This is a genomic window from Variovorax sp. AC194, from assembly GCF_979257995.1.
In genome coordinates, this window is sequence record NZ_OZ409823.1 from 2,772,555 (window position 1) to 2,791,472 (window position 18,918).

The 18,918-nt window shown below is 68.7% G+C and carries 19 protein-coding genes; 7 read left to right on the forward strand and 12 right to left on the reverse strand.

What is annotated here, in order from left to right; all coding sequences use genetic code 11:
* Nucleotides 1–74: 74 nt before the first annotated feature.
* Nucleotides 75–950: a LysR family transcriptional regulator gene (locus ACZYRS_RS13260; RefSeq protein WP_198784655.1), complete on the reverse strand. Its 876-nt coding sequence runs from the start codon at nt 948–950 to the stop codon at nt 75–77.
* A gap of 161 nt (nt 951–1,111) precedes the next feature.
* Between ACZYRS_RS13260 and ACZYRS_RS13265 the strand changes: the two genes are divergently transcribed.
* The 5 genes from ACZYRS_RS13265 to ACZYRS_RS13285 all read left to right on the forward strand — a co-directional run bounded on the left by ACZYRS_RS13265 (nt 1,112) and on the right by ACZYRS_RS13285 (nt 5,715).
* Nucleotides 1,112–2,236 carry a mandelate racemase/muconate lactonizing enzyme family protein gene (locus ACZYRS_RS13265; protein ID WP_463419636.1) on the forward strand — a complete coding sequence of 375 codons (1,125 nt, stop codon included), beginning with the start codon at nt 1,112–1,114 and terminating at the stop codon, nt 2,234–2,236.
* Entirely contained in the window at nt 2,233–3,162 is a 930-nt protein-coding gene (locus ACZYRS_RS13270) for a dihydrodipicolinate synthase family protein (protein ID WP_463419637.1), read from the forward strand. Before ACZYRS_RS13265 ends, ACZYRS_RS13270 begins: the two co-directional genes overlap by 4 nt.
* 31 nt (nt 3,163–3,193) lie before the next feature.
* Nucleotides 3,194–4,180, forward strand: a complete 987-nt coding sequence (locus ACZYRS_RS13275; protein ID WP_463419638.1) for a Bug family tripartite tricarboxylate transporter substrate binding protein — start codon at nt 3,194–3,196, stop codon at nt 4,178–4,180.
* A gap of 81 nt (nt 4,181–4,261) precedes the next feature.
* Nucleotides 4,262–4,492 carry a hypothetical protein gene (locus ACZYRS_RS13280; RefSeq protein ID WP_198784651.1) on the forward strand — a complete coding sequence of 77 codons (231 nt, stop codon included), beginning with the start codon at nt 4,262–4,264 and terminating at the stop codon, nt 4,490–4,492.
* A 173-nt stretch (nt 4,493–4,665) separates the two neighbouring features.
* Complete coding sequence (locus ACZYRS_RS13285; protein ID WP_463419639.1) at nt 4,666–5,715, forward strand: alpha/beta fold hydrolase; 1,050 nt, start codon at nt 4,666–4,668, stop codon at nt 5,713–5,715.
* 10 nt (nt 5,716–5,725) lie between these two features.
* Here the strand turns inward: ACZYRS_RS13285 and ACZYRS_RS13290 are convergent, their stop codons facing one another.
* The 6 genes from ACZYRS_RS13290 to ACZYRS_RS13315 form a co-directional block, all read right to left on the reverse strand.
* Nucleotides 5,726–6,682: a S1C family serine protease gene (locus ACZYRS_RS13290; protein ID WP_463419640.1), complete on the reverse strand. Its 957-nt coding sequence runs from the start codon at nt 6,680–6,682 to the stop codon at nt 5,726–5,728.
* A gap of 73 nt (nt 6,683–6,755) precedes the next feature.
* Complete coding sequence (locus tag ACZYRS_RS13295) at nt 6,756–9,002, reverse strand: hypothetical protein (protein WP_463419641.1); 2,247 nt, start codon at nt 9,000–9,002, stop codon at nt 6,756–6,758.
* Entirely contained in the window at nt 9,002–9,502 is a 501-nt protein-coding gene (locus tag ACZYRS_RS13300) for a pyridoxamine 5'-phosphate oxidase family protein (protein WP_463419642.1), read from the reverse strand. Before ACZYRS_RS13300 ends, ACZYRS_RS13295 begins: the two co-directional genes overlap by 1 nt.
* 114 nt (nt 9,503–9,616) lie before the next feature.
* Nucleotides 9,617–10,222: a cysteine hydrolase family protein gene (locus ACZYRS_RS13305; protein WP_463419643.1), complete on the reverse strand. Its 606-nt coding sequence runs from the start codon at nt 10,220–10,222 to the stop codon at nt 9,617–9,619.
* A gap of 13 nt (nt 10,223–10,235) precedes the next feature.
* A complete protein-coding gene (locus ACZYRS_RS13310; RefSeq protein WP_463419644.1) occupies nt 10,236–10,727 on the reverse strand; it encodes a hemerythrin domain-containing protein in 492 nt (163 codons plus the stop codon).
* A gap of 110 nt (nt 10,728–10,837) precedes the next feature.
* Entirely contained in the window at nt 10,838–11,071 is a 234-nt protein-coding gene (locus ACZYRS_RS13315) for a hypothetical protein (protein WP_198784644.1), read from the reverse strand.
* A gap of 159 nt (nt 11,072–11,230) precedes the next feature.
* On the opposite strand from ACZYRS_RS13315, the gene ACZYRS_RS13320 reads away from it, so the two are divergent.
* A complete protein-coding gene (locus ACZYRS_RS13320; RefSeq protein ID WP_198784643.1) occupies nt 11,231–11,503 on the forward strand; it encodes a hypothetical protein in 273 nt (90 codons plus the stop codon).
* 16 nt (nt 11,504–11,519) lie between these two features.
* On the opposite strand, the gene ACZYRS_RS13325 is transcribed toward ACZYRS_RS13320, so the two are convergent.
* The 5 genes from ACZYRS_RS13325 to ACZYRS_RS13345 are packed head-to-tail and all read right to left on the reverse strand — an operon-like array spanning nt 11,520 to nt 17,624.
* Nucleotides 11,520–12,857, reverse strand: a complete 1,338-nt coding sequence (locus ACZYRS_RS13325) for a four-carbon acid sugar kinase family protein (protein WP_463419645.1) — start codon at nt 12,855–12,857, stop codon at nt 11,520–11,522.
* Complete coding sequence (locus ACZYRS_RS13330) at nt 12,854–14,122, reverse strand: ribulose-bisphosphate carboxylase large subunit family protein (RefSeq protein WP_463419646.1); 1,269 nt, start codon at nt 14,120–14,122, stop codon at nt 12,854–12,856. The genes ACZYRS_RS13325 and ACZYRS_RS13330 overlap by 4 nt, the downstream gene beginning before the upstream one ends.
* A gap of 2 nt (nt 14,123–14,124) precedes the next feature.
* Nucleotides 14,125–14,664 (reverse strand): VOC family protein, encoded by a 540-nt coding sequence (locus ACZYRS_RS13335; RefSeq protein ID WP_042581441.1) that lies wholly within the window; start codon nt 14,662–14,664, stop codon nt 14,125–14,127.
* Between the two features lie 37 nt (nt 14,665–14,701).
* A complete protein-coding gene (locus ACZYRS_RS13340; RefSeq protein ID WP_463419647.1) occupies nt 14,702–16,597 on the reverse strand; it encodes a TRAP transporter large permease in 1,896 nt (631 codons plus the stop codon).
* A gap of 7 nt (nt 16,598–16,604) precedes the next feature.
* The gene (locus tag ACZYRS_RS13345) at nt 16,605–17,624 is read right to left on the reverse strand and encodes a TRAP transporter substrate-binding protein (protein WP_198784638.1); all 1,020 of its coding nucleotides are present in this window, start codon (nt 17,622–17,624) and stop codon (nt 16,605–16,607) included.
* 125 nt (nt 17,625–17,749) lie between these two features.
* On the opposite strand from ACZYRS_RS13345, the gene ACZYRS_RS13350 reads away from it, so the two are divergent.
* The gene (locus ACZYRS_RS13350; protein ID WP_463419648.1) at nt 17,750–18,820 is read left to right on the forward strand and encodes a LacI family DNA-binding transcriptional regulator; all 1,071 of its coding nucleotides are present in this window, start codon (nt 17,750–17,752) and stop codon (nt 18,818–18,820) included.
* Nucleotides 18,821–18,918 lie beyond the last annotated feature (98 nt).

An 18,918-nucleotide genomic window follows, 5' to 3' on the forward strand; every position in this document is an offset into this window, starting at 1 on the left:
GAGGCGTGCCATTGTGTGCGCCGTCCGTGACGAACGGGGCGGGGCCGATGGCGCTTTGTGGTGCGGGAGGGCTCCTACCGCGGAAAGTGCCCGCGCGCGATGTCCAGCAGCGCATCGACCAGCGGCGCCCGCACGGTCGAGCGTTGCCAGAGCACGCCCACGGTGCGTGTGGGGCAGGGCGAGGGAAGCGGCCATTTCTTCACCGCCCGGTTGAGCGCGCCGACCACGGCCCAGTCGGGCAGCACCGAGACGCCCAGCCCCTCGGCCACCAGCTTCGCGATGTACTCGATGCCATCGAGCTCGACGCGCACGTTGGGGCGGATGCCGCGCTGGCGCAGGTAGTCGTCGGCCATCTTGCCGCCGACGACCTGGCGGTCGTAGCGGATGAACGGCTCGCGCGCGATCGTGGCCAGCGCATCCGTGACCTTCATCCGCGCGGGCGCGAGCAGCACCAGCGGCTCTTCGCGCAGGGTGTGCCAGTTGTTCGTCTTGGGCAGCTCGAACACCGGATGCACGAGGATCGCCGCATCGAGCTCGCCCGCCATCACGCGGCCATACAGCGCCGTGCTGGTGCCGAGCTCGATGTAGATGCGGATGTGCGGATGCCGCCGCACCCAGTCTTTCAAGAGCAGCGGCACGATGCCCATGAGCCCCGTGGGAATCGCGCCGAGCCGCAGCGGCCCCGCGGGAAGCTCGGTGTCCGAGGCTTCGGATTGCAGGTCGCGCAGCTCCCGCAGCACGTTGCGCGCCCGCGCGAGGATGCGCGCGCCGGAAACGGTCGGCCGCACGGTGCGCCCCGAACGCACGATCAGCTGGCTGCCGATGTCCGCCTCCAGCGCGCGCACGCGCTGCGCGATCGTGGCGGGGGTCATGTCCAGGTGGCGCGCGGCCTCGGCGATCGAGCCGAGTTCGACGACCGAGACGAAGCTCTGAAGGAAGCGTGAATCCATGGGACAGGTGTCGAAAGGGCTCGAAAGGGCCCGAAGTGGAAGAAACAATTTACTGCTTCAGAAGATATGAAACAACCATTTTTCTTTGCTTTGAAGAATTCCAGAATTCGTTCCGATCCGAGCCCTAGGGGCCGATTCGCACAACCCTCCTGGAGACTTCCTTGCCAAAGATTCAATCGATCCATTTCTGCGCCGCCGCCGTTCCGCTCGACCGCGTGACCTCGTTCTCCAACCGCACCGTGAGCGTTCGCCACTACGGGCTCGTCAAGGTCCGCTCCGACGAGGGTGTCGAAGGCATCGGCTTCTGCTACGTGGGGAGCGCGGGCGGCGCGCTCTTTGCCACCGCGGTCGAGCAGCTGCTCGCGCCGGTGCTCATCGGCAAGGACTCGTACGCCGTCGAAGGCCTGTGGTCCGCCATGTACCAGGAGTCGCTGCTGCAGGGGCGCTCGGGCATGGTGATGCGCGCCCTCAGCGCGCTCGACACGGCGCTGTGGGACCTGAACGCGAGAACGCACGGCCTGCCGCTGCACAAGTACCTGGGCGCGGTCGAGCTCGACTCGGTGCCGGCCTATGCGAGCGGCGGCTACTACCTGGAGGGCAAGACGCCCGCCATGCTGGGCCAGGAGATGGCCAGCTACGTCGACAAGGGCTTCAAGGCCGTGAAGATGAAGACCGGGCGCCTCTCGCCCAGGGAAGAGGAAGAGCGCCTGAAGGCCGCGCGCGATGCCGTGGGCCCCGACGTCGAACTCATGATGGACTGCAACAACGGCTGGGTCGACACCACCCAGGCCATGCAGTACATCCGCCGCTTCGAGGCCTACGACCCGTACTTCATCGAAGAGCCCTTCGGCCCCGACGACATCGACAGCCACGCCAAGCTCGCGCGGCTCACCCGCATCCCCGTGGCGACCGCCGAGATCGGCTACGGCCGCTGGTACCACAAGGAGCTGCTGGACAAGGGCGCCGCATCGATCCTGCAGACCGATGCGCTCGTGTGCGGCGGCATCACCGAGTGGCGGCGCATCGCCGCGACGGCGTCCAGCCACGGCGTGGTGATGTGCCCGCACTGGTTCCACGACGTGCACGCGCCGCTCGTGGCGGCCACGCCCAATGCGCGCTATGTGGAGTTCTTCTGGGACGACCAGGTACTGAACTTCCGGCGCCTCGTCGATCGCCAGCTCGATCACAAGAACGGCCGCGTCGTGCTGCACCAGACGCCGGGGCTGGGCTTCGGCTTCGACGAGAAGGCGGTGCAGAAGTACGGCAAGTGGGGCTCGGTGCAATGAGCACACCCAAGTTGCGCGGCGTGCTCTCGCCGGTGCTCACGCCGTTCGATGCGGACCTCTCGCCGTCGGCGCCGCGCTTCGTGAAGCACTGCCGCTGGCTGCTCGAACAGGGCGTGGGCCTCTCGGTCTTCGGCACGAACTCCGAGGCCAATTCGCTGACGGTCGCGGAGAAGCGGGGCCTGCTCGATGCGTTGCTGGAAGACGGCGTTCCGCCCGAGCGCCTCATGCCCGGCACCGGCACCTGCGCGCCCGGCGACACCATCGAGCTCACGCGGCATGCGGTGGCAGCCGGTTGCGCTGGCGTGCTCATGCTGCCGCCGTTCTTCTACAAGGGCGTGTCCGACGAAGGCCTCTTTCGCAGCTTCGCGCGGGTGATCGACGCGGTGGCCGACGAGCGGCTGCGCATCTACCTGTATCACATCCCGCCGGTGGCGCAGGTCGGCCTCAGCCTGGCGCTGATCGAGCGATTGCTCAAGGCCTATCCGCGCACGGTGGCCGGCATCAAGGACAGCTCGGGCGACTGGAACAACACCGCAGCCCTGCTGCGCGAGTTCCAGCCGCAGGGCTTCGACGTGTTTGCCGGGACCGAGGCGGTGCTGTTGCACACGCTGCGCGGCGGCGGCGCGGGCTGCATCACGGCCACGGGCAATGTGAACCCTGCAGCCATCGTCGATCTGTACGAACACTGGACCGACGCCGGCGCCGACGACAAACAGAAAGCCCTCAACGAGACACGCGCGGCCTTCCAGAAGCTGCCGATGATCGCTGCGATGAAAGCGACCATCGCGCGGCAGACCGGCGACGCCGGCTGGGCAACGGTGCGCCCGCCGCTCGTGGAGATCGAGGCGGCGCAACGCGCGATGCTCGCGGCCGATCTCGAGGCCTGCGGGTTCCGCATGCCGCATGCGTCGGCGCTCGCCGCCTGACACCCGAAGAAGAAAACAGGAGACAAGACAAATGAAACGAAGACTCTTCACTGGCGGTGCCGTGGCGGCCGCGCTGGCGCCACTTGCCGGAATGCGCGCGTTCGCCCAGACCTTGCCCAAGAGTGTTGTGCGCATCGTCGTGGGCTTCCCGCCCGGCGGCGGCACCGACGTGCTCGCGCGGCTGCTGGCCCAGAAGCTGGGCGTGATGTGGGGCGTGCCGGTGGTCGTCGAGAACAAGGCGGGCGCGGCCGGGATCATCGCGGCGGGCGACGTGGCCAAGTCGCAGCCCGACGGCAGCACCTTGTTGATGGCGCACATCAACAGCCACGGCATCGCGCCCGGGCTGCAGTCGCTGAGCTATTCGGCGGAGCGCGATTTCGCGCCGATCGCGCTCGTCGGCGCCACGCCGCAGATGCTGATCTGCGCGAGCAACCAGCCGGTCAGGACGCTCAAGGGGCTGGTCGAGCTGTGCCGCAGCCGGCCGGGGGAAATCATCTTCGGCTCGGCCGGCAACGGCTCGGCGCAGCACCTGGCGCTGGAGCTCTTCAAGGCGCGCGCCAACATCGACGTGCTGCACGTGCCGTACAAGGGCTCCGCGCCGCTGGTCACCGACATGCTGGGTGGCCACGTGCAGTACAGCTTCGAGGGCATGACCACGGCCACGCAGTACCTGGCCGGCGGCAAGATGACGGCCATCGCGCAGACGCGCGCCAAGCGCTCCAGGAGCTTTCCCGCGGTGCCCACGCTTGCCGAGTCGAACTTCGGGGGCTTCGAGGGCTACGAGGCGAGCATCTGGTTCGGCCTGGTCGGTCCGGCCCGCATGGATCCGGCGCTTGTCAATCGCATGAACAAGGATGTGAACACGGTGCTCGCGATGCCGGACGTGATCGCACGGCTGGAGCAGTTCGGCGCGGAAGACGGCGGCGGCAGCCCGCAGCGCTTCGGCGACTTCATGCATGCCGAGCGCGAGAAATGGGCCCGCATCATCAAGACGGCGAACATCACCGTGGACAAATAAACAAGTCACACGGAATTTATCGCCGCACTGGTAATAGTTCCTTGGGGCGGCAGGGGGCGAGCCACTACGCTCGACCCCCTCATGGACGCAACCCCCCTCGCCATCGACCTGCCGGCGCACTGGACCGGCTCCTTCGTGCTCACCCGGACTGGCGGTGGCAGCTATGTCGGCATGGCGAGCCTGAGCTCCGGTGGCGTTCCCCGCGGCGTGCTCGTGATCACCCAGCAACTCACCTGGGACGCCGCCATCGCGCGCGTGAAGCTGCGGGTCGGTCACTTCATCCAGGAGTGGGACCTGCGGCCCCGCAGCTGACGCCCAACCCCTGTGTCCCGGGGCCTGTGCAACGCGGCCCGCCAGAGTTTTGTAGCCCACTGTATCTGCCTGCCCGATCCGTACACGGGCATTCAAAACCCCTGTCCGAGGACACATCGCGGATACACCGCGCCGGTCCAATGTCTCCATCGCAAACGCTTTTGGAGAAGCAGATGACCGAAGAAATCAACCGCCACCGCCGCATCTTTTTCGGCGCGGCCGCCGCAACGATCACCGCCGCGCAGTTCGGCATCGTGGGGAGTGCCAACGCACAGACCGCGGGAGCCAAGGTGGCGCCGTCGCTGGGCAGGACCGGGGGCAACACATCGTTCGCTGCGATCAAGCAGATCGATGCCGGGCTCCTGAACATCGGCTACGCCGAAGCCGGCCCCGCCGATGGCCCGGTCGCGATTCTTCTGCACGGCTGGCCGTACGACATCCACAGCTTCGTCGACGTCGCACCGATCCTCGCGGCGGCGGGCTACCGGGTGATCGTTCCGCACCTGCGCGGCCATGGCTCCACGCGCTTTCTCTCGGACAGCACCGTCCGCAATGCCCAGCAGTCGGCCGTGGCGCTGGACATCATCGCGCTGATGGACGCGCTCAAGATCCAGAAGGCCAGCATCGCCGGCTTCGACTGGGGCGCGCGCACCGCCTGCATCCTGGCGGTGCTGTGGCCGGAGCGCTGCAAGTCGCTGGTCTCGGTGAGCGGCTACCTCATGACCAACCTGGAGGCCGGCAAGAAGCCGCTGCCGCCCAAGGCCGAGTTCGACTGGTGGTACCAGTACTACTTCACGACCGAGCGCGGCCAGGCGGGCTACGCGCAGTACCGGCGCGAATTCGCCAAGCTCATCTGGGAGACGGCATCGCCCAAGTGGAAGTTCGATGCCGCCACCTTCGAGCGCAGCGCCGCGTCGTTCGACAACCCCGACCACGTCGCCATCGTGATGCACAACTACCGCTGGCGCCTGAGCCTCGCCCCCGGCGAGGCGCGCTGCGACGAGCTGGAAAAGCGCCTCGCCACGGCCCCGGCCATCGGCGTGCCCACGATCACGCTCGAGGGCGATGCCAACGGCGCGCCGTTCCTCGACCCGTCGAAGTACCGCAACAAGTTCACCGGCAAGTACGCGCACCGCACGCTGCAGGGCGGCATCGGCCACAACCTGCCGCAGGAGGCGCCCGAAGCGTTCGCGCAGGCGGTGATTGACGTGGACCGGTTCTGACCCGCTGGGATCAGCCGCCCGGCGACACCGTCAGGTAGAACGGCGTGAGCGTCCCGGCCACGGGCCGCAAAAGCTTGAGCAGCAGCGGGCGCCCGTAGCCTTCGCCCGCCAGCCGCTTGAGCAGGTCGGACAGCTGCGCGAGCGGCGTGCCGTCGCAGCCGACCAGGATGTCGCCGCTGCGAAGGCCATCGCGCGCCGCGGCCGAGCCCGCGACCACTTCGACCACCCGCACGCCGGTCGCGACCGGCCATTCGTTCTCGCGCACCCAGCGCCGAGGCAGCGGCACGGCCGCGCACTGCACGCCCAGCTTGCCGCGCCGCACCGTGCCATGGCGCATCAGCTCGCCGGCCACCCAGCGCGCCGTGTCGATCGCCACCGCGAAGCTCAGGCCCTGCGCCGACGGGATCACCGCCGTGTTCACGCCGATGACCTGCGAGGTGCTGTCCAGCAAGGGGCCGCCCGAGTTGCCGGGGTTCAGCGCCACATCGGTCTGGATCACGTCCTCGATCATCCGGCCGCCGCGCGAAGGGAGGCTGCGGCCCAGCGCGCTCACGATGCCGGCCGTCACGGTGAAATCGAAGCCCAGCGGGTTGCCGACCGCCACCGCCAGCTGCCCGGGCTGCAGGCCCGCCGAACTCCCGAGCGGCAAAAAGGCGCTCGGGTGCGACTCGAAGCGCAGCACCGCGATGTCGGTCGATGCGTCGATGCCGACGAGCCGCGCGGCGCTCTCGGTGCCATCGATGAAGGCCGCGCGCAACTCGCTCGCGCCCTCGACCACATGCGCGTTCGTGATGGCGAAGCCATCGGGCGTGAAGAGAAAGCCGGAGCCGCTGCCCTGGCCGCCCGCAGTGCCGCGCTGCGGCGGTTTTCGGACCTTGATGTGCGCGACGGCCGCGCTGGCGGTGTGGGCCACCTGGGTCACGGTGGCCGAGTAGGAGTCGAGAAGGAATTCGTCGCGTGAGCCCATGGGAGCGCCTCTTTCAATCGGCAGGTCCGAATGAAATGGCGGCGCTCCCGGGCGTTTTCAACCCGCCCTCAAGTCACGAGGCCGGGGCAGGCGGCGTCACCTGCGATGCGGCGGCGGTCGGCGAATGCTGCAGCGCGGCGGGCAGCCGGTTGTCCAGCCAGTCCATGCGCCACGCCAGCACGACGAGCGCCAGCGCCAGCACCACGGCCGCGGCGAAACCGGTGGTGCCATGCCGCTCGCGGTACGGGTCGCGCGCCACCCGCCGCGCGCCCGGCGGCACGTGCGCGGTCTGCGAGAGCATGCCGCCCAGCCGCACATTGACCTTCATGCGCCCGTTGATGGCCCAGCCGCTCGCGTCCAGGATCGGCCCCAGGCTGCGCTGGCGCAGCTTGAGCCACGCGATCAGCATGCTCGGCCCGGAGATCGCCGCCACGATGCCGACGAGCGCCACCGGTATCCACTGCCCCAGGTCGATGAACTTGCCGAAGATCGCGACCAGCACCGCGCTGATGCTCCCGAGCGCCACGCCGATGGCCGCCACGGTGCCCACGTCCACGCGGCCGGCCGTGCGAGGCGCCGCCGCGGGAGTCTTGGCCGCGCCCGCCGCAGTCTGGTCGGCGGTCGTGAGCTTGGTCGCAAAGCCCGTGAGCGTGCCCTGGCCCGCGGCCTCGCTGGCGGCCGCGCGCTTGGCCACCTGCTCCTCGATGACCCGCACGAACTTCTTGTAGGGCGCGAAGAAGGCCTGCGCCACGCTGGTCGGGTTCTCGATCAGCTTGGTGATGGTGGCGTCCCAGTCGCGGCCCTGGCGGTCGTAGAAGACGCCGTTGCGGCCGACGAAAAGAAAGTCGATGTCGCCCGCGGTGAACGCCGCCACGATGCTCATCTTCTGCCCCTGGCGTGTGCAGTCGCAGTACGCGAGGCAGGTCTTCGCCAGGCCCGCCAGCACCGCGTGCTTGGCCGTGTCCTGCACCTGCACCGTGAGCTCGCAGCTGCGGCCGTCCAGGTACAGCGTGCCGGCCTGAAAGATCGCGCCCTCGCGCCGGTAGAAGGCCTTGAACGACACGAAGTTGTTGAGCAGCACCACCAGGTCGCGCTGCAGCCGGATGAGCTTTTCCAGATCGACCAGCAGGTTGTTGTGCGTCTCGGCGGCTTCGTCGTCGTGCAGCAGTGCGAAGAGGGCTTCGCGGGTTTGCAGGAACGCGTCGAGCTGCGCGAGCGACAGCGACGCCGCGGCGTTGTCGGGCCGCTGGGCCATCAGCGATTGCAACGGCGCGAGCTGCTGCTTGACGGCGAGCCACTCCGTCTCTGCGAGTTCGTCGCGCGCGCCCAGCAGCGGCGTGGCGGCGCGGTCGGCGAACGCGGCGATGTCTTCGGTCCACGCGGGGTTGATGCGGTTGCCGTGCAGCGGCAGCACGCAGCGCGGCGTGACGGGCGCGAGCGGCAGGTCGGCAATCGGGTCCGCGCTCAGGTCGAGCTTGTTCGCGCCCAGCGCGTCGTAGGCCTCGGGCGAGGGGTTCAATGCCGCGACGGCCTGCACGTCGAAGGCGGCGACGCGGCAGCGCGCGAAATAGTCGTCGAGCTTGGCCTGCACCTTGCGCGTGGCGTCGGCGGCGGCCAGCGTGGGCTCGCCGAGCGGCATCAGCGTGCGGTCGTTGGCATCCGCCTTGGCGTGCCAGTCGCGCGCGGCCTGCACCTGGGCGAAAAACGCTTCGATGCGGGCGCGGTCCACGCCCGGCGTTTGCTTGTGGCGGTCGGGCACGCTGCCGTGGCTGCGCATGATCTCGGCGACCGTCGCGCGCACGGCATCGTCCTGCGTCGTCGCGGGCGTGATCACGCCGTCGCCGTTGAAGCGCATCGCGGACAGCAGCTCGCCGCGGTCGGCAATGTCGGCCAGCGTGAGCGTGGCCGAATCGGGCTTGCCCTGGATCTGCAGCAGCCGGCGCGCCTCTTCGATCAGGCGCGCGCCATCGGCGTTGCCGGCATCCAGGTCGTCCAGCGCCAGCACGTCGCTGCCTTGCAGCAGCACGTCGGGGTTGCGCAGCCGCGCGCACACCCATTCGCAGGCCGCGACCACCTCGGGCGGGCGGACGCGGCCGTCGCGGTCGGCATCGATGAGGTCCAGCGTGCGCGCATCGAAGTCGATGCCGCGCGTCGGGCAGGCGAGGGCGACCCACAGCTTCTGGTCCAGCTCCCCGAGGCGGGCAATGTCCTCGCCCGTGCGGAAGATGACCTGGTCGGCGCCCCCGACGCGGATGAATTGCCAGCGGTGCGGTGCCGGCGCTGTCGTCGCTGTCGTTGTCGTTGGCGGCTCTGCACGCATCAGGAAACGGCGACCTTCTTGTGTTCGCCCAGGTCCGGCGTCTTGCCAGTGACCGCGGCCTTGGCCATCTTGAACAGCTGCACCATCTTGCTGTCGTCCACGTCCCAGTATTCGGCACGCAGCACGCTCACGGCCAGGAGGCCCAGGTTGGGGTCGGTCGGTCCGTCGGGGAACCAGGCCTTGGCCATCTTGGTGAACAGGGCCTCCTTCTTGGCTGCGTCTTCGAGCAGCGCCGCATGGCCCGAGACGGAGACGTAGCTGTCGTCGTCGGTGTTGGCGTAGGAGACGTTCACGGTCGGGTCGGTCGCGACGTGGCGCGCGATCTCCCCGTCCTTCGGCACGAAGAAGTAGAGCGTCGCGTTCTCGTCGACGTCCTTGTTCTGCGTGGTCAGCGGGTGGCTGTGCAGCTGGCCGTCGGCATGGCGGTGCGTGAGCATGCCGTAGCGGGTGTCCTTGATCAGCTCCCAGAGCTTGCTGGTGTTTCCGGTGGTGGCGGTCATGAAATGTTCTCCGTGGTTGGTGATTGCAAGAGGCAACCGTAGAGGCTCGCGCGGCGCCGGCATGAGGACACACGGCGCACACCCGTGTCGTCCGGCGCCGACACCCGGGCCGTCTCAGGCGCGGCGATGCCGGGGTGCGAGGCGAATGCGCGCGGAGGGCGTGGTCGGCAGGTTCTGGACCTCTTCCAGCTGCCGCAGCACGGTCTCGTTGCGCCTGGCCGACTGCGAGGCCACGCAATCACGCGGCACCACCACCGCCAGGTCGCGCATGCCCGCTTCGGTGGCCGTGACCAGCACGCACTGGTCGCTCGCAACGCCGGTCAAGATGAGCCGCTGCGCATCCAGGTGCCGCAGCAGCAACTCCAGCGGCGTGCCGAAGAACGCCGACTGCTTGGGTTTCAGCACGAAATAGTCGTCGGGCTCGGGCTGCAAGGCGCGCGTGACGCCCGCGCCCGCGCTGTCCTGTGCGAGCGTTTCCTCGACCAGCGCGGGAAAGTCCGAACGCCAGCGGCCGCGGTTGTCGTTCGCGTAGATGACAGGCACGCCCGCCTTGCGGCAGCGCGCCTTGAGCGCGGCGATGCGCGGAGCGATCGCCGCGGCCCGCGGCAGGAGTTTCTCGGCGTCCGGAAAATCCCAGCAGCTGATCATGTCGATGACCAGCAGCGCGGTATGCCCGGCGGCACGCTCCGGTGCGAGGATGCCGGACGGCTTGGAGGGCATCCCCGGGCAGCCCTCAGGCGGGTTCGCCCATCAGTTCGGCCATCAGCTCTTCCTTGCGCGCGGCGAGCAGCTCGCGCATCGCGACGAGGTCCAGCTTGGTGGCGCGCGCCTTGGGGAACATCTCGTTGCGCTCTTCCTTGACGTGGTGGTCGATGTACTCGCCGAGCACCTTCACCTTGGCGTCGAACATCTCGTCGATTTCGGTGGCGTCCTGCAACTGGGCGATGAGGTCCTTGGCGGTGGCGTGCTCCACCTCGGCTTCGTCGAGCAGGTCGGTTTCCTTGATGGCTTCGCGCACGGCGGGGTAGAAGATTTCTTCCTCGATCTGCGCATGCACCGTCAGCTCCATGCAGATCTGGTTGGCCAGCTCGCGCTTCTTGTCGGTAGCGCTCGCGGCCCTGGACTCCATGAGCTCTTCGTAGGCGCTGAACATCTTCTTGACGTTCTTGTGGTCGGTGTCGAGCAGGCTGCATGCATCGGGCTGTGCGCGCTTGGTGGTGGGCATCGTGGGCTCCTGGTTGAGGGTTGTGGGGAAGCCAAAGATGCGCAGCGACGTGCAGCGGCTGCGTAGGAATTCTTCGCGTGCGCGTGCAAGGCGCGCAGCACCGCCTGCACTTACCCCTCTTCGGTCTTGAAGAGGCCCCGGATGTTCAGCGCCGCCAGGCACACCTGCAGCGCGATCAGCGCCCACGCCTGCGTGTGCACGCCCCACACCGTCCACAGCACATTGCTCGCCAGGAAGACCCAGAAGCCGACGTTCCGGCGGCCTTTGGCATTCGAGGCCACCAGCCAAGCCGCGGCGACCGAGGCGGCGAAGGCCGGCCATTGAATGAGGGAGAGGATTTCCATGATGGGCGTGCTTGTATGTGGATGTTCACCGACCGTAACGCAGCGCGCAGCCGCCGATCCGGTGCTTCTGCCGACGCGCGACGTGGGCCGGTTCTCACACGCGTCCCTGGGAGCGCGGCGCAGATTGAAGGCCGATCACAAGGAAAGACAAGGCCACCCATGGACACCACCTCACCGCCGCTCGACGAGCGTCTCGTCACCTTCACCTACAGGGGCTGGATGTTCCTGTGCCGCGCCGAGCGCATCGACGACCTGACCTACCGGCCGGTCGTGCGCTGCCAGGGCCGGTCGGACCAGCCCGAAGACATCGAGCTGCCCAACGACACCGACGAAGGCTCCTACGCCACCGAGGTGGAGGCGCTGCGCCATGCCGAGCAGCAGGCGGTGCGCTGGGTGCACGACCGCACCAGCGACGGGCAGGGGCAGATGTAGGCCGGCCCGACGCGGTTCAGTCCGTGCCGTGCACCAGGCGCTCGAACACGTCCTCGGTGCCCATCTGGCCGCCCTTGAGCATGATCTCCATGCCGTCGAGCCGCGCGTCGTCGCTGTGCACGCGGCACAGCGAGGCGCCCGCGCCCATGTCGGCCACGTAGGAAAGGCCCCAGGCGTCCAGCGCCTGCACGCCGTGGCTCGAGGTGTCGCCACCGGCGACGCCGACGCGGCGCAGCGGCGTTTGCGCCAGCACGCGAACCAGCAATTCACCACCGGCGCGCGCGAGGGCCTGGGCATCGACGTCCGGCGATGGCGATGCCTGCTCGGGCGGGCGCGTACAGGCGAGGACGTTCCGGCCGCGAGCGAGCGCCTGCGCGATTTCCAGGGCATGGCGCTCCAGCGTGGATGCGTCCTGCAGGGCGAGTTTCGGCGCGTCGAGCCACACGACGTCGAATGACCGCGTCGCCGCCACCTGCCGCGCCGTGACGGGCGAGAGGCTGCCCGCAAGGACGAGCACGGGCCCGTTCGCCGGTGTCACGACCGACTGCGTAGTTGCCGCATCGGCGCGCGTGCCGAGCGCCGTGGCCAGTGCGTCGACCACGCTGCTTGGTCCTACCGCCAGCAAGGTGTCGCGCAATGCGTGGGCCCACAGCACTTCGCCGATGGCCGCGAGTTGCGCGGCATCGGCCACGTCGAACAGCACGGCCTCGGGTTGTGTTGCGGGTGAAGGCGGATGCAGCGTGCCGTGCAGCGCCTCGCCGAGCGCATCGCCGCCCTTCGACGCGACGGTGAAAGGAATGGAGCGCACGTCGGCCAGCCCCTGCCCGGCCAGGTGCAGCCGCAGATCGGCCTCGTGCATCGGCGTCACCGGATGCCGGCTCATCGTCGGATGCCGGTCGATGCGGAACACCTCGCCGCCGGCGCCCGCCGCGGCGAACAGGTTGCCGAACAGGCAGTGCCGGCCGAGGTTCGGCTGCCCGCCGACGATGGCGGTCCACGGCTGTTCGACCGCGCCGCGCAACGCGCGCACGGCCGCACCGATGGAGCCGATGTGCGGTGCGCTGTCGAAGGTCGAGCAGGTCTTGTAGTGCAGCACGCGCGCGCCGAGCGCGCGGAACAACGCGGCGACGGGCGCAAGTTCGGCCTGCATCGCTTCGGGCGTCATGGCGCGCGCCGCGCCCGCGATGCCCAGCACGTCGAGCGGGCCGGCGCGTTCGAGCCGCGCGGCATCGGGCGTCTCCAGGAACAGCAGGGCGCGCAGGCCCGCGCGGGCCGCGGTGCCGAGCGTGTCGGTCGCGCCGGTGAAATCGTCCCCGTAGTAGACGACGGCCGGTGCCGGGTTCGCTGGCGTCACGGCTTGCCGAAGAAGGCGAGGGCGCGCGCGAGTTCGGGCGCGCTCATCGCGGCGTCCAGCAACGCGGTGCCCGCGCGCGCGGCCGACCAGGCCTGGCGGATGCTGGTCACGCCGGCCTCGGCGCCGTCCGGGTGCGCGAGGATGCCGCCGCCCGCCATGAAGAGCAAGTCGTCGCTGCCGATGGCGGTCCAGGTGGCGGGCACGGTGCCGGCCCACTGGCCCGAGGAGAAGGCGGGCATCACGCAATCGTTCGCCGCATCGGTGAGCGGCGTGAAGCAGTCGCGCGCCGATTCGATGACTTCGCTGTCGGGCTGCGAGAACTTGCCCTGCAGGCCGTGCACGTGCATGTGGTCCACGCCCGCAAGGCGCCAGAGCGTCTGGTACGCCTGGAACGAAATGCCCAGCAGCGGATGCCGCGACAGCGCGCCGTAGCCGTTGCGGTGGCCGTGCAGCGCAAGGCCCGTGTGGCGCCGCAGCGTCTGGATGCCCGAGTGGCCGCACCAGTTGAGGCTGGCCATCACGCAGGAGCCGCCTTCGCGTTCCACGAGATCGGCGTGCCGCTTCATCGCATCCGTTTCGTCGGTGATGTTGAAGGCCACCATCACGTGCTTGCCGGTGCGCTCCTGATGCGCGCGCACGACCGCCATCACGGCCGGCACGCGCTCGGCCAGCGGCGCGTGCGCGGGGTCGGCGCAGACCTCGTCGTCCTTGATGAAATCGACGCCCGCGGCGCAGAGCCTGGCGACCAGTGCGGCGGTGTCCGCCGCCGAGAGGCCCACGTTCGGCTTGATGATCGTGCCGACCAGCGCGCCGCTGGCCACACCCGTGGCGCGCCGCGTGCCCGCGATGCCGACGCGCGGCAGCTCGAACTGCGCGCGGTAGGCGGCCGGCACGTGCAGCGATTCGAGCCGAAGGCCCGTCACTTCGCCCAGGTCGTAGAGGTTGCCCGAGACGGTCGCTGCGAGCGTCGGCAGGTTGGCGCCGATGTTCGCGACGGGAAACGAGATGTCTACATGCGCACGCCGCCACGGCCCGCGCGTGCCCTTGCGTTCGAGCAGTGCGTTCGGCAGGCTCGGCGAAGAGGCCGGGTCCAGCTCGGTGATCGCCTCGACGGTGGCACGCGCGCGTTCGCGCAGTGCATCGGTCTCGCCCTCCACGCGCGTGAAGGTGCCGCACGATTGCTCGCCGGCCATCACCTCGGCCACGGCCGCCGGCTCGACCGGCGTCTCGATCAGGTAGCGCGCGCGGATGCGTTCGGCCGCCATCGTCACAGCTTGCTCAGGTCGGGGAAGGGCCGCACGGGTTCGCTGCCGTCCCAGCCTTCGGAGGCGCTGCGGATCAGGTCGAACATCTTGCCCTTGGGGCCTGCCACTTCGGACAGCTCGATCACCGTGCCCGGGTGGTACTCGGTGTCGAAGTAGATGAAGCGGCCGCGCTCGCCCACTTCGCCGCTCATCACGGGCTTGAAGCCCTGCGCGGTGAGGCGCGCGAGGTCGGCGTCGTAGTCGGCCGTCCAGTAGGCGACGTGCTGCAGGCCCGTGCGGCCGGCCTGCAGGAAGTCGCGGTACATCGAGGGCACGTCGTTGCGCGTCTGGATCAGTTCGACCTGCACGTAGCCCGAGTTCGCGAGCGCCACCGAGTTGTGCGGCTCATGGGCTTCACCGTTGTAGCGGTAGTTCTTGATGGGCACCTTCGGGTTGTAGAACCACGGGCCCACGCCCAGCTTGGTGCTCCAGTAGTCCATGGCGGCTTCGATGTCGTGCACGACATAGCCCAGCTGGCGGATCTCGCCGAGGAATCGACTCATTGCAATTGGCTCCGGTGATGTGAGTGTGTTGTTGTGATCAGAACTTGAGGAAGCCGGTCGAGAACCACGGGAAGGCGGCCACGATCACGAGGCCCACCAGCATCGCGGCGATGTAGCCCCAGATGTGCTTGATGCCCTCGTCGGGGTTGACCTTGCTCACGGCGCACGCGCCGTAGTAGCCGACGCCGAAGGGCGGCGCGAAGAGGCCGATGCCCATCGAGAAGATCACGACCATCGCGTAGTGCACCTCGTGCACGCCCGCCGCCTTGGCGATGGGAAAGAGGAGCGGTCCGAACAGCACGATGGCCGGAATGCCCTCGAGCACGCTGCCCAGCACGATGAACGCGACGATCGATACAGCGAGGAAGCCATACGCGCCGCCCGGCAGCGCGCCCATGATGCGGGCCAGGTCCTGCGAGAAGCCCGACTGCGTGAGGCCCCAGGCCATGGCCGTCGCGCAGCCCACGATGAAGATGATCGCGCCCGAGAGCGAGGCGGTGTCGATCAGCATTGGCTTCAGCCGCTTCCAGTCGAACTGCCGGTACACGAAGAGACCGACGAGCGCCGAATACACGATGCCGATGGTCGACACCTCGGTGGCCGTGGCCACGCCTTCGACCACCGCGGCGCGGATCACGAAGGGCAGCAGCACCGCGGGCAGCGCGACCATCAGCAGCTTGCCGATTTCGCGCTTGCTGTAGCGCTGCACGCCGCTCAGGTCTTCGCGGCGGTAGCGCCACCACACGACCACGCACAGCGCCACGCCGAGCACCACGGCCGGCAGCAGCCCGCCGGTGAAGAGCGCGGCGATCGAGATGCCGGTGACCGAGCCGATGGTGATGAGCACGATCGAGGGCGGAATGGTCTCGGTCTGCGCGCCCGTGGCCGAGAGCAGCGCCACCAGGTCGCCGGGCTTGGCGCCGCGCTTGACCATCTCGGGGAACAGCACCGGCGCGATGGCGGCCATGTCGGCGATCTTGGAGCCCGAGATGCCCGACACCAGGTACATCGCGCCGATCAGCACATACGAGAGGCCGCCGCGCACATGGCCCAGGAGGCTCGCGAGGAACTGGATCATGGCGCGCGCCATGCCCGTCATCTCGATCAGCGCGCCCAGGAAGATGAAGAGCGGCACCGCGAGCAGGATGAGGTGCGACATGCCTTCGTCCAGCCGCCCGACCATCACCAGCAGCGGCGTGCGTGTGGTGAGCGCCAGGTACCCGAAGGTGGCGAGCGCGAACGAAAACGCGATCGGCACGCCCGAGAGCACGGTCGCCGCCACCACGATCACGAAGAAGATCACGAGGTTGAACTTGCCGAGCGTCGCGAACAGCGGCGCGGCGAGCCAGAAGGCGCCCACCAGCGCGGCCATGCCGAGCACCGCGACGGCGATCTGCTTGCCCGTGCACACGCGCACGAGGCGCAGCAGCGCCATCGCCAGCATGATGCCGATGCCCGCCGGAATGGCGGCGGCGCGCCAGGCGTTGCTGATCTCCAGCGCGGGCGTGACGATGAACGACTCTTCGTGCGCGTAGTCGATCGAGGGCCAGATGATGAGCACGAGGAATGCGATCGACGCGGCGATGGCGAACGCATCGAGCATGGCGCGCGTCGAAGGCGTCACCTTCTGCAGCAGCGCCGTCATGCGCATGTGCTCGCCGCGCCGCAGCGCCACCACGGCGCCCAGCATCGAGAGCCAGAGAAAGAGGATCGAGGCGAGTTCGTCCGACCACACCAGCGGTGCATGGAACACGTAGCGCGACACCACGCCCGCGAACAGCACGCAGATTTCGGCCAGCACCAGCAGCGCGGCCACCGCCTCGACGGCGCCGCCGAGCACGCGGTCGGCGCGCGCGGCGATGCCGCTCAGCGCGTTGGCCGAAGGGCCGGCGCCGGTGAAAGGCGCAGCTTCGAAAGTGGATTCATGCACCATGGCCCGCTCAGGCCAGCTTGCCGACGGCGCCTTCGAGCAGCGCCCACGCCTCGGGGCCGAAGCGGCCCTTCCACTCGCCGTAGAAGCCCGATTCGCGCAGCTTCGCGCGGAAGCTGTCGGCCGTGGGGCGGTTGATGGCGAGGCCCTTGGCCTGCAGGTCGCCGACCACCGATTCGTTGAGCTTCTTGATGTCCTCGCGCTGCTGCATGCCCGCCTCGTTGATGGCGCGCGCGACGATGGTCTTCAGGTCATCGGGCAACGCGTCCCACGCGCGGCCGTTGGCGATGAACCAGTAGCCGTCCCAGATGTGGTTGGTGAGCGAGCAGAACTTCTGCACCTCGAAGAGCTTGGCGACCTGGATGATGGGCAGCGGGTTCTCCTGCGCATCGACGATCTTGGTCTGCAGCGCGGAATACACCTCGCTGAACTGCAGGCTCGCGGGCGCGGCGCCCAGGCCCTTGAACATCGAGATCGACAGCGGGCTCACCGGCACGCGAATCTTCAGGCCGTCCATGTCCTTCGCATTTGCGACCGCGGCCTTGCTGCTGGTGGTCTGGCGAAAGCCGTTGTCCCACATCTTCTCGAAGGCGTAGAGCCGCGACTTGGCGATGGCGCCGCGCACGTGCGCGCCGAGCTTGCCGTCCATCGCGCCCCACACCTGGTTGTAGTCGCTGAACGCGAAGCCCACCGCGTTGATGGCGGCCACCGGCACGAGCGTGGCGATCACGAGCGCCGAGGGCGTGAAGAACTCGATGCCGCCCGAGCGCACCTGCGCGAGCATGTCGGTGTCGCCGCCCAGCTGGTTGTTCGGGAAGATCTTGATCTCGACCCGGCCCTTGGTTTCCTTGGCGATGCGGTCCGCGGCCTCTTGCGCGCGGATGTTCAGCGGATGGCTCAGCGGCAGGTTGTTGCCGTACTTGTACGAGAACTCCGCGGCGCGCGCGATGCGCGGCACGGCCGACACGATGCCGGCGGCGGGGAGGGCGGAAAGGGTGCGCAGCGCACTGCGACGGGTCAGCGAGTTCATGTCTTTTGTCTCCAGGATCTTCGGAATGCGGTTGATGCAATCTGATGCACCATTGGATTCGGGCCACAGCGAAGATAAAAGGATGCATCATCCGGGTCAAACTTGCTCCTGATGGTTTTTGATGTATGCGGGATAACCCTTCACCTCCTTCCGATGCACCTCCTTCCGATGCACGGCGTGCGCGCGTGGTGGACATCGCCCGCGCGGCGCAGGTGTCCACCGCCACGGTCGATCGCGTGCTCAACCGGCGGCCCGGCGTGCGCGACGCCACGGTGCAGCGCGTGCTCAAGGCCGCGGGCGAGCTCGACTACCTGCCGGGGCCCGAGCTCTATGCGGCGCTGACGCCGCCGCCGCTGCGGCTGGTGTTCCTCTTGCCCGCGGGCACCAACCGCTTCATCCGCATGCTGGGCGACATGGTGGGTTATTCGCAGGAGCACTGGGCGCCGTTCAACGTGCAGTGCCGCACGGTGTTCATCGAGAGCTTCAATCCGCACGAGCTCGCGAACGCGTTGCGGCGACACGGGCAGCGCTGCGACGGCATCGCGATGATGGCGCTGGAGCATCCGGCGGTGCGCGAGGCGGTGGCCGCACTGGCGGCGCGCGGGCTGCCGGTGGTCACGCTGATCTCGGACCTTTCGAACTCCGAGCGCGCGGCGTTCGTGGGGCTCGATAACCGCGCGGCCGGTCGCACCGCGGGCTACCTCATCGGCCGCTTCATCGGCGCGCGCGCCGCAAAGGTCGCGCTCATCGCGGGCAGCCTGAGCTACAAGGCGCACGAGGAGCGCGAGGCGGGCTTCCTGCACGTCATCGACGAGATGTTCCCGCGGCTCGAAGTGGTGGGCCTGCGCGAAGGCCAGGACGACGCGGGCAAGAACTACCGCCAGACCCGCGCGCTGCTGGAGCAGTACCCCGACATGGGCGGCATCTACAACATCGGCGGCGCCTCGGACGGCGTGGCGCGCGCGCTGAAGGAAGCGGGGCGCGAGCAGAAGGTGGTCTTCATCGGCCACGGCCTCACGCCCGACACGCGCGCGCTTCTCATCGACGGCAGCATGGACGCGGTGATCACGCAGAGCCCGCACACCACGCTCATGAGCTGCGTGCGCATCTTCACCAACCTGCGCGACAAGCGCGAGGCGCTGAGCGGCGTGGAGACGACGCGCAGCCAGGTGATTTTTCGCGAGAACCTGCCTTAGAGCGGATCTTCGAAGGGGCGTTGAATTTGGGGGGAGCCTGGTGGAAACGTCGCGGGCCGCGTGGGCCGTAACCGTCTCCTGGCACTTCCAGAATATAA

What these genes read in the sequence shown, in the direction of transcription:
- ACZYRS_RS13260 (WP_198784655.1), bottom strand. Translation starts at nt 950, where the DNA reads ATGGATTCACGCTTCCTTCAGAGCTTCGTCTCGGTCGTCGAACTCGGC.
- ACZYRS_RS13270 (WP_463419637.1), top strand. Translation starts at nt 2,233, where the DNA reads ATGAGCACACCCAAGTTGCGCGGCGTGCTCTCGCCGGTGCTCACGCCG.
- ACZYRS_RS13275 (WP_463419638.1), top strand. Translation starts at nt 3,194, where the DNA reads ATGAAACGAAGACTCTTCACTGGCGGTGCCGTGGCGGCCGCGCTGGCG.
- ACZYRS_RS13280 (WP_198784651.1), top strand. Translation starts at nt 4,262, where the DNA reads ATGGACGCAACCCCCCTCGCCATCGACCTGCCGGCGCACTGGACCGGC.
- ACZYRS_RS13285 (WP_463419639.1), top strand. Translation starts at nt 4,666, where the DNA reads ATGACCGAAGAAATCAACCGCCACCGCCGCATCTTTTTCGGCGCGGCC.
- ACZYRS_RS13290 (WP_463419640.1), bottom strand. Translation starts at nt 6,682, where the DNA reads ATGGGCTCACGCGACGAATTCCTTCTCGACTCCTACTCGGCCACCGTG.
- ACZYRS_RS13295 (WP_463419641.1), bottom strand. Translation starts at nt 9,002, where the DNA reads ATGCGTGCAGAGCCGCCAACGACAACGACAGCGACGACAGCGCCGGCA.
- ACZYRS_RS13300 (WP_463419642.1), bottom strand. Translation starts at nt 9,502, where the DNA reads ATGACCGCCACCACCGGAAACACCAGCAAGCTCTGGGAGCTGATCAAG.
- ACZYRS_RS13305 (WP_463419643.1), bottom strand. Translation starts at nt 10,222, where the DNA reads ATGCCCTCCAAGCCGTCCGGCATCCTCGCACCGGAGCGTGCCGCCGGG.
- ACZYRS_RS13310 (WP_463419644.1), bottom strand. Translation starts at nt 10,727, where the DNA reads ATGCCCACCACCAAGCGCGCACAGCCCGATGCATGCAGCCTGCTCGAC.
- ACZYRS_RS13315 (WP_198784644.1), bottom strand. Translation starts at nt 11,071, where the DNA reads ATGGAAATCCTCTCCCTCATTCAATGGCCGGCCTTCGCCGCCTCGGTC.
- ACZYRS_RS13320 (WP_198784643.1), top strand. Translation starts at nt 11,231, where the DNA reads ATGGACACCACCTCACCGCCGCTCGACGAGCGTCTCGTCACCTTCACC.
- ACZYRS_RS13330 (WP_463419646.1), bottom strand. Translation starts at nt 14,122, where the DNA reads ATGGCGGCCGAACGCATCCGCGCGCGCTACCTGATCGAGACGCCGGTC.
- ACZYRS_RS13335 (WP_042581441.1), bottom strand. Translation starts at nt 14,664, where the DNA reads ATGAGTCGATTCCTCGGCGAGATCCGCCAGCTGGGCTATGTCGTGCAC.
- ACZYRS_RS13340 (WP_463419647.1), bottom strand. Translation starts at nt 16,597, where the DNA reads ATGGTGCATGAATCCACTTTCGAAGCTGCGCCTTTCACCGGCGCCGGC.
- ACZYRS_RS13345 (WP_198784638.1), bottom strand. Translation starts at nt 17,624, where the DNA reads ATGAACTCGCTGACCCGTCGCAGTGCGCTGCGCACCCTTTCCGCCCTC.
- ACZYRS_RS13350 (WP_463419648.1), top strand. Translation starts at nt 17,750, where the DNA reads ATGCGGGATAACCCTTCACCTCCTTCCGATGCACCTCCTTCCGATGCA.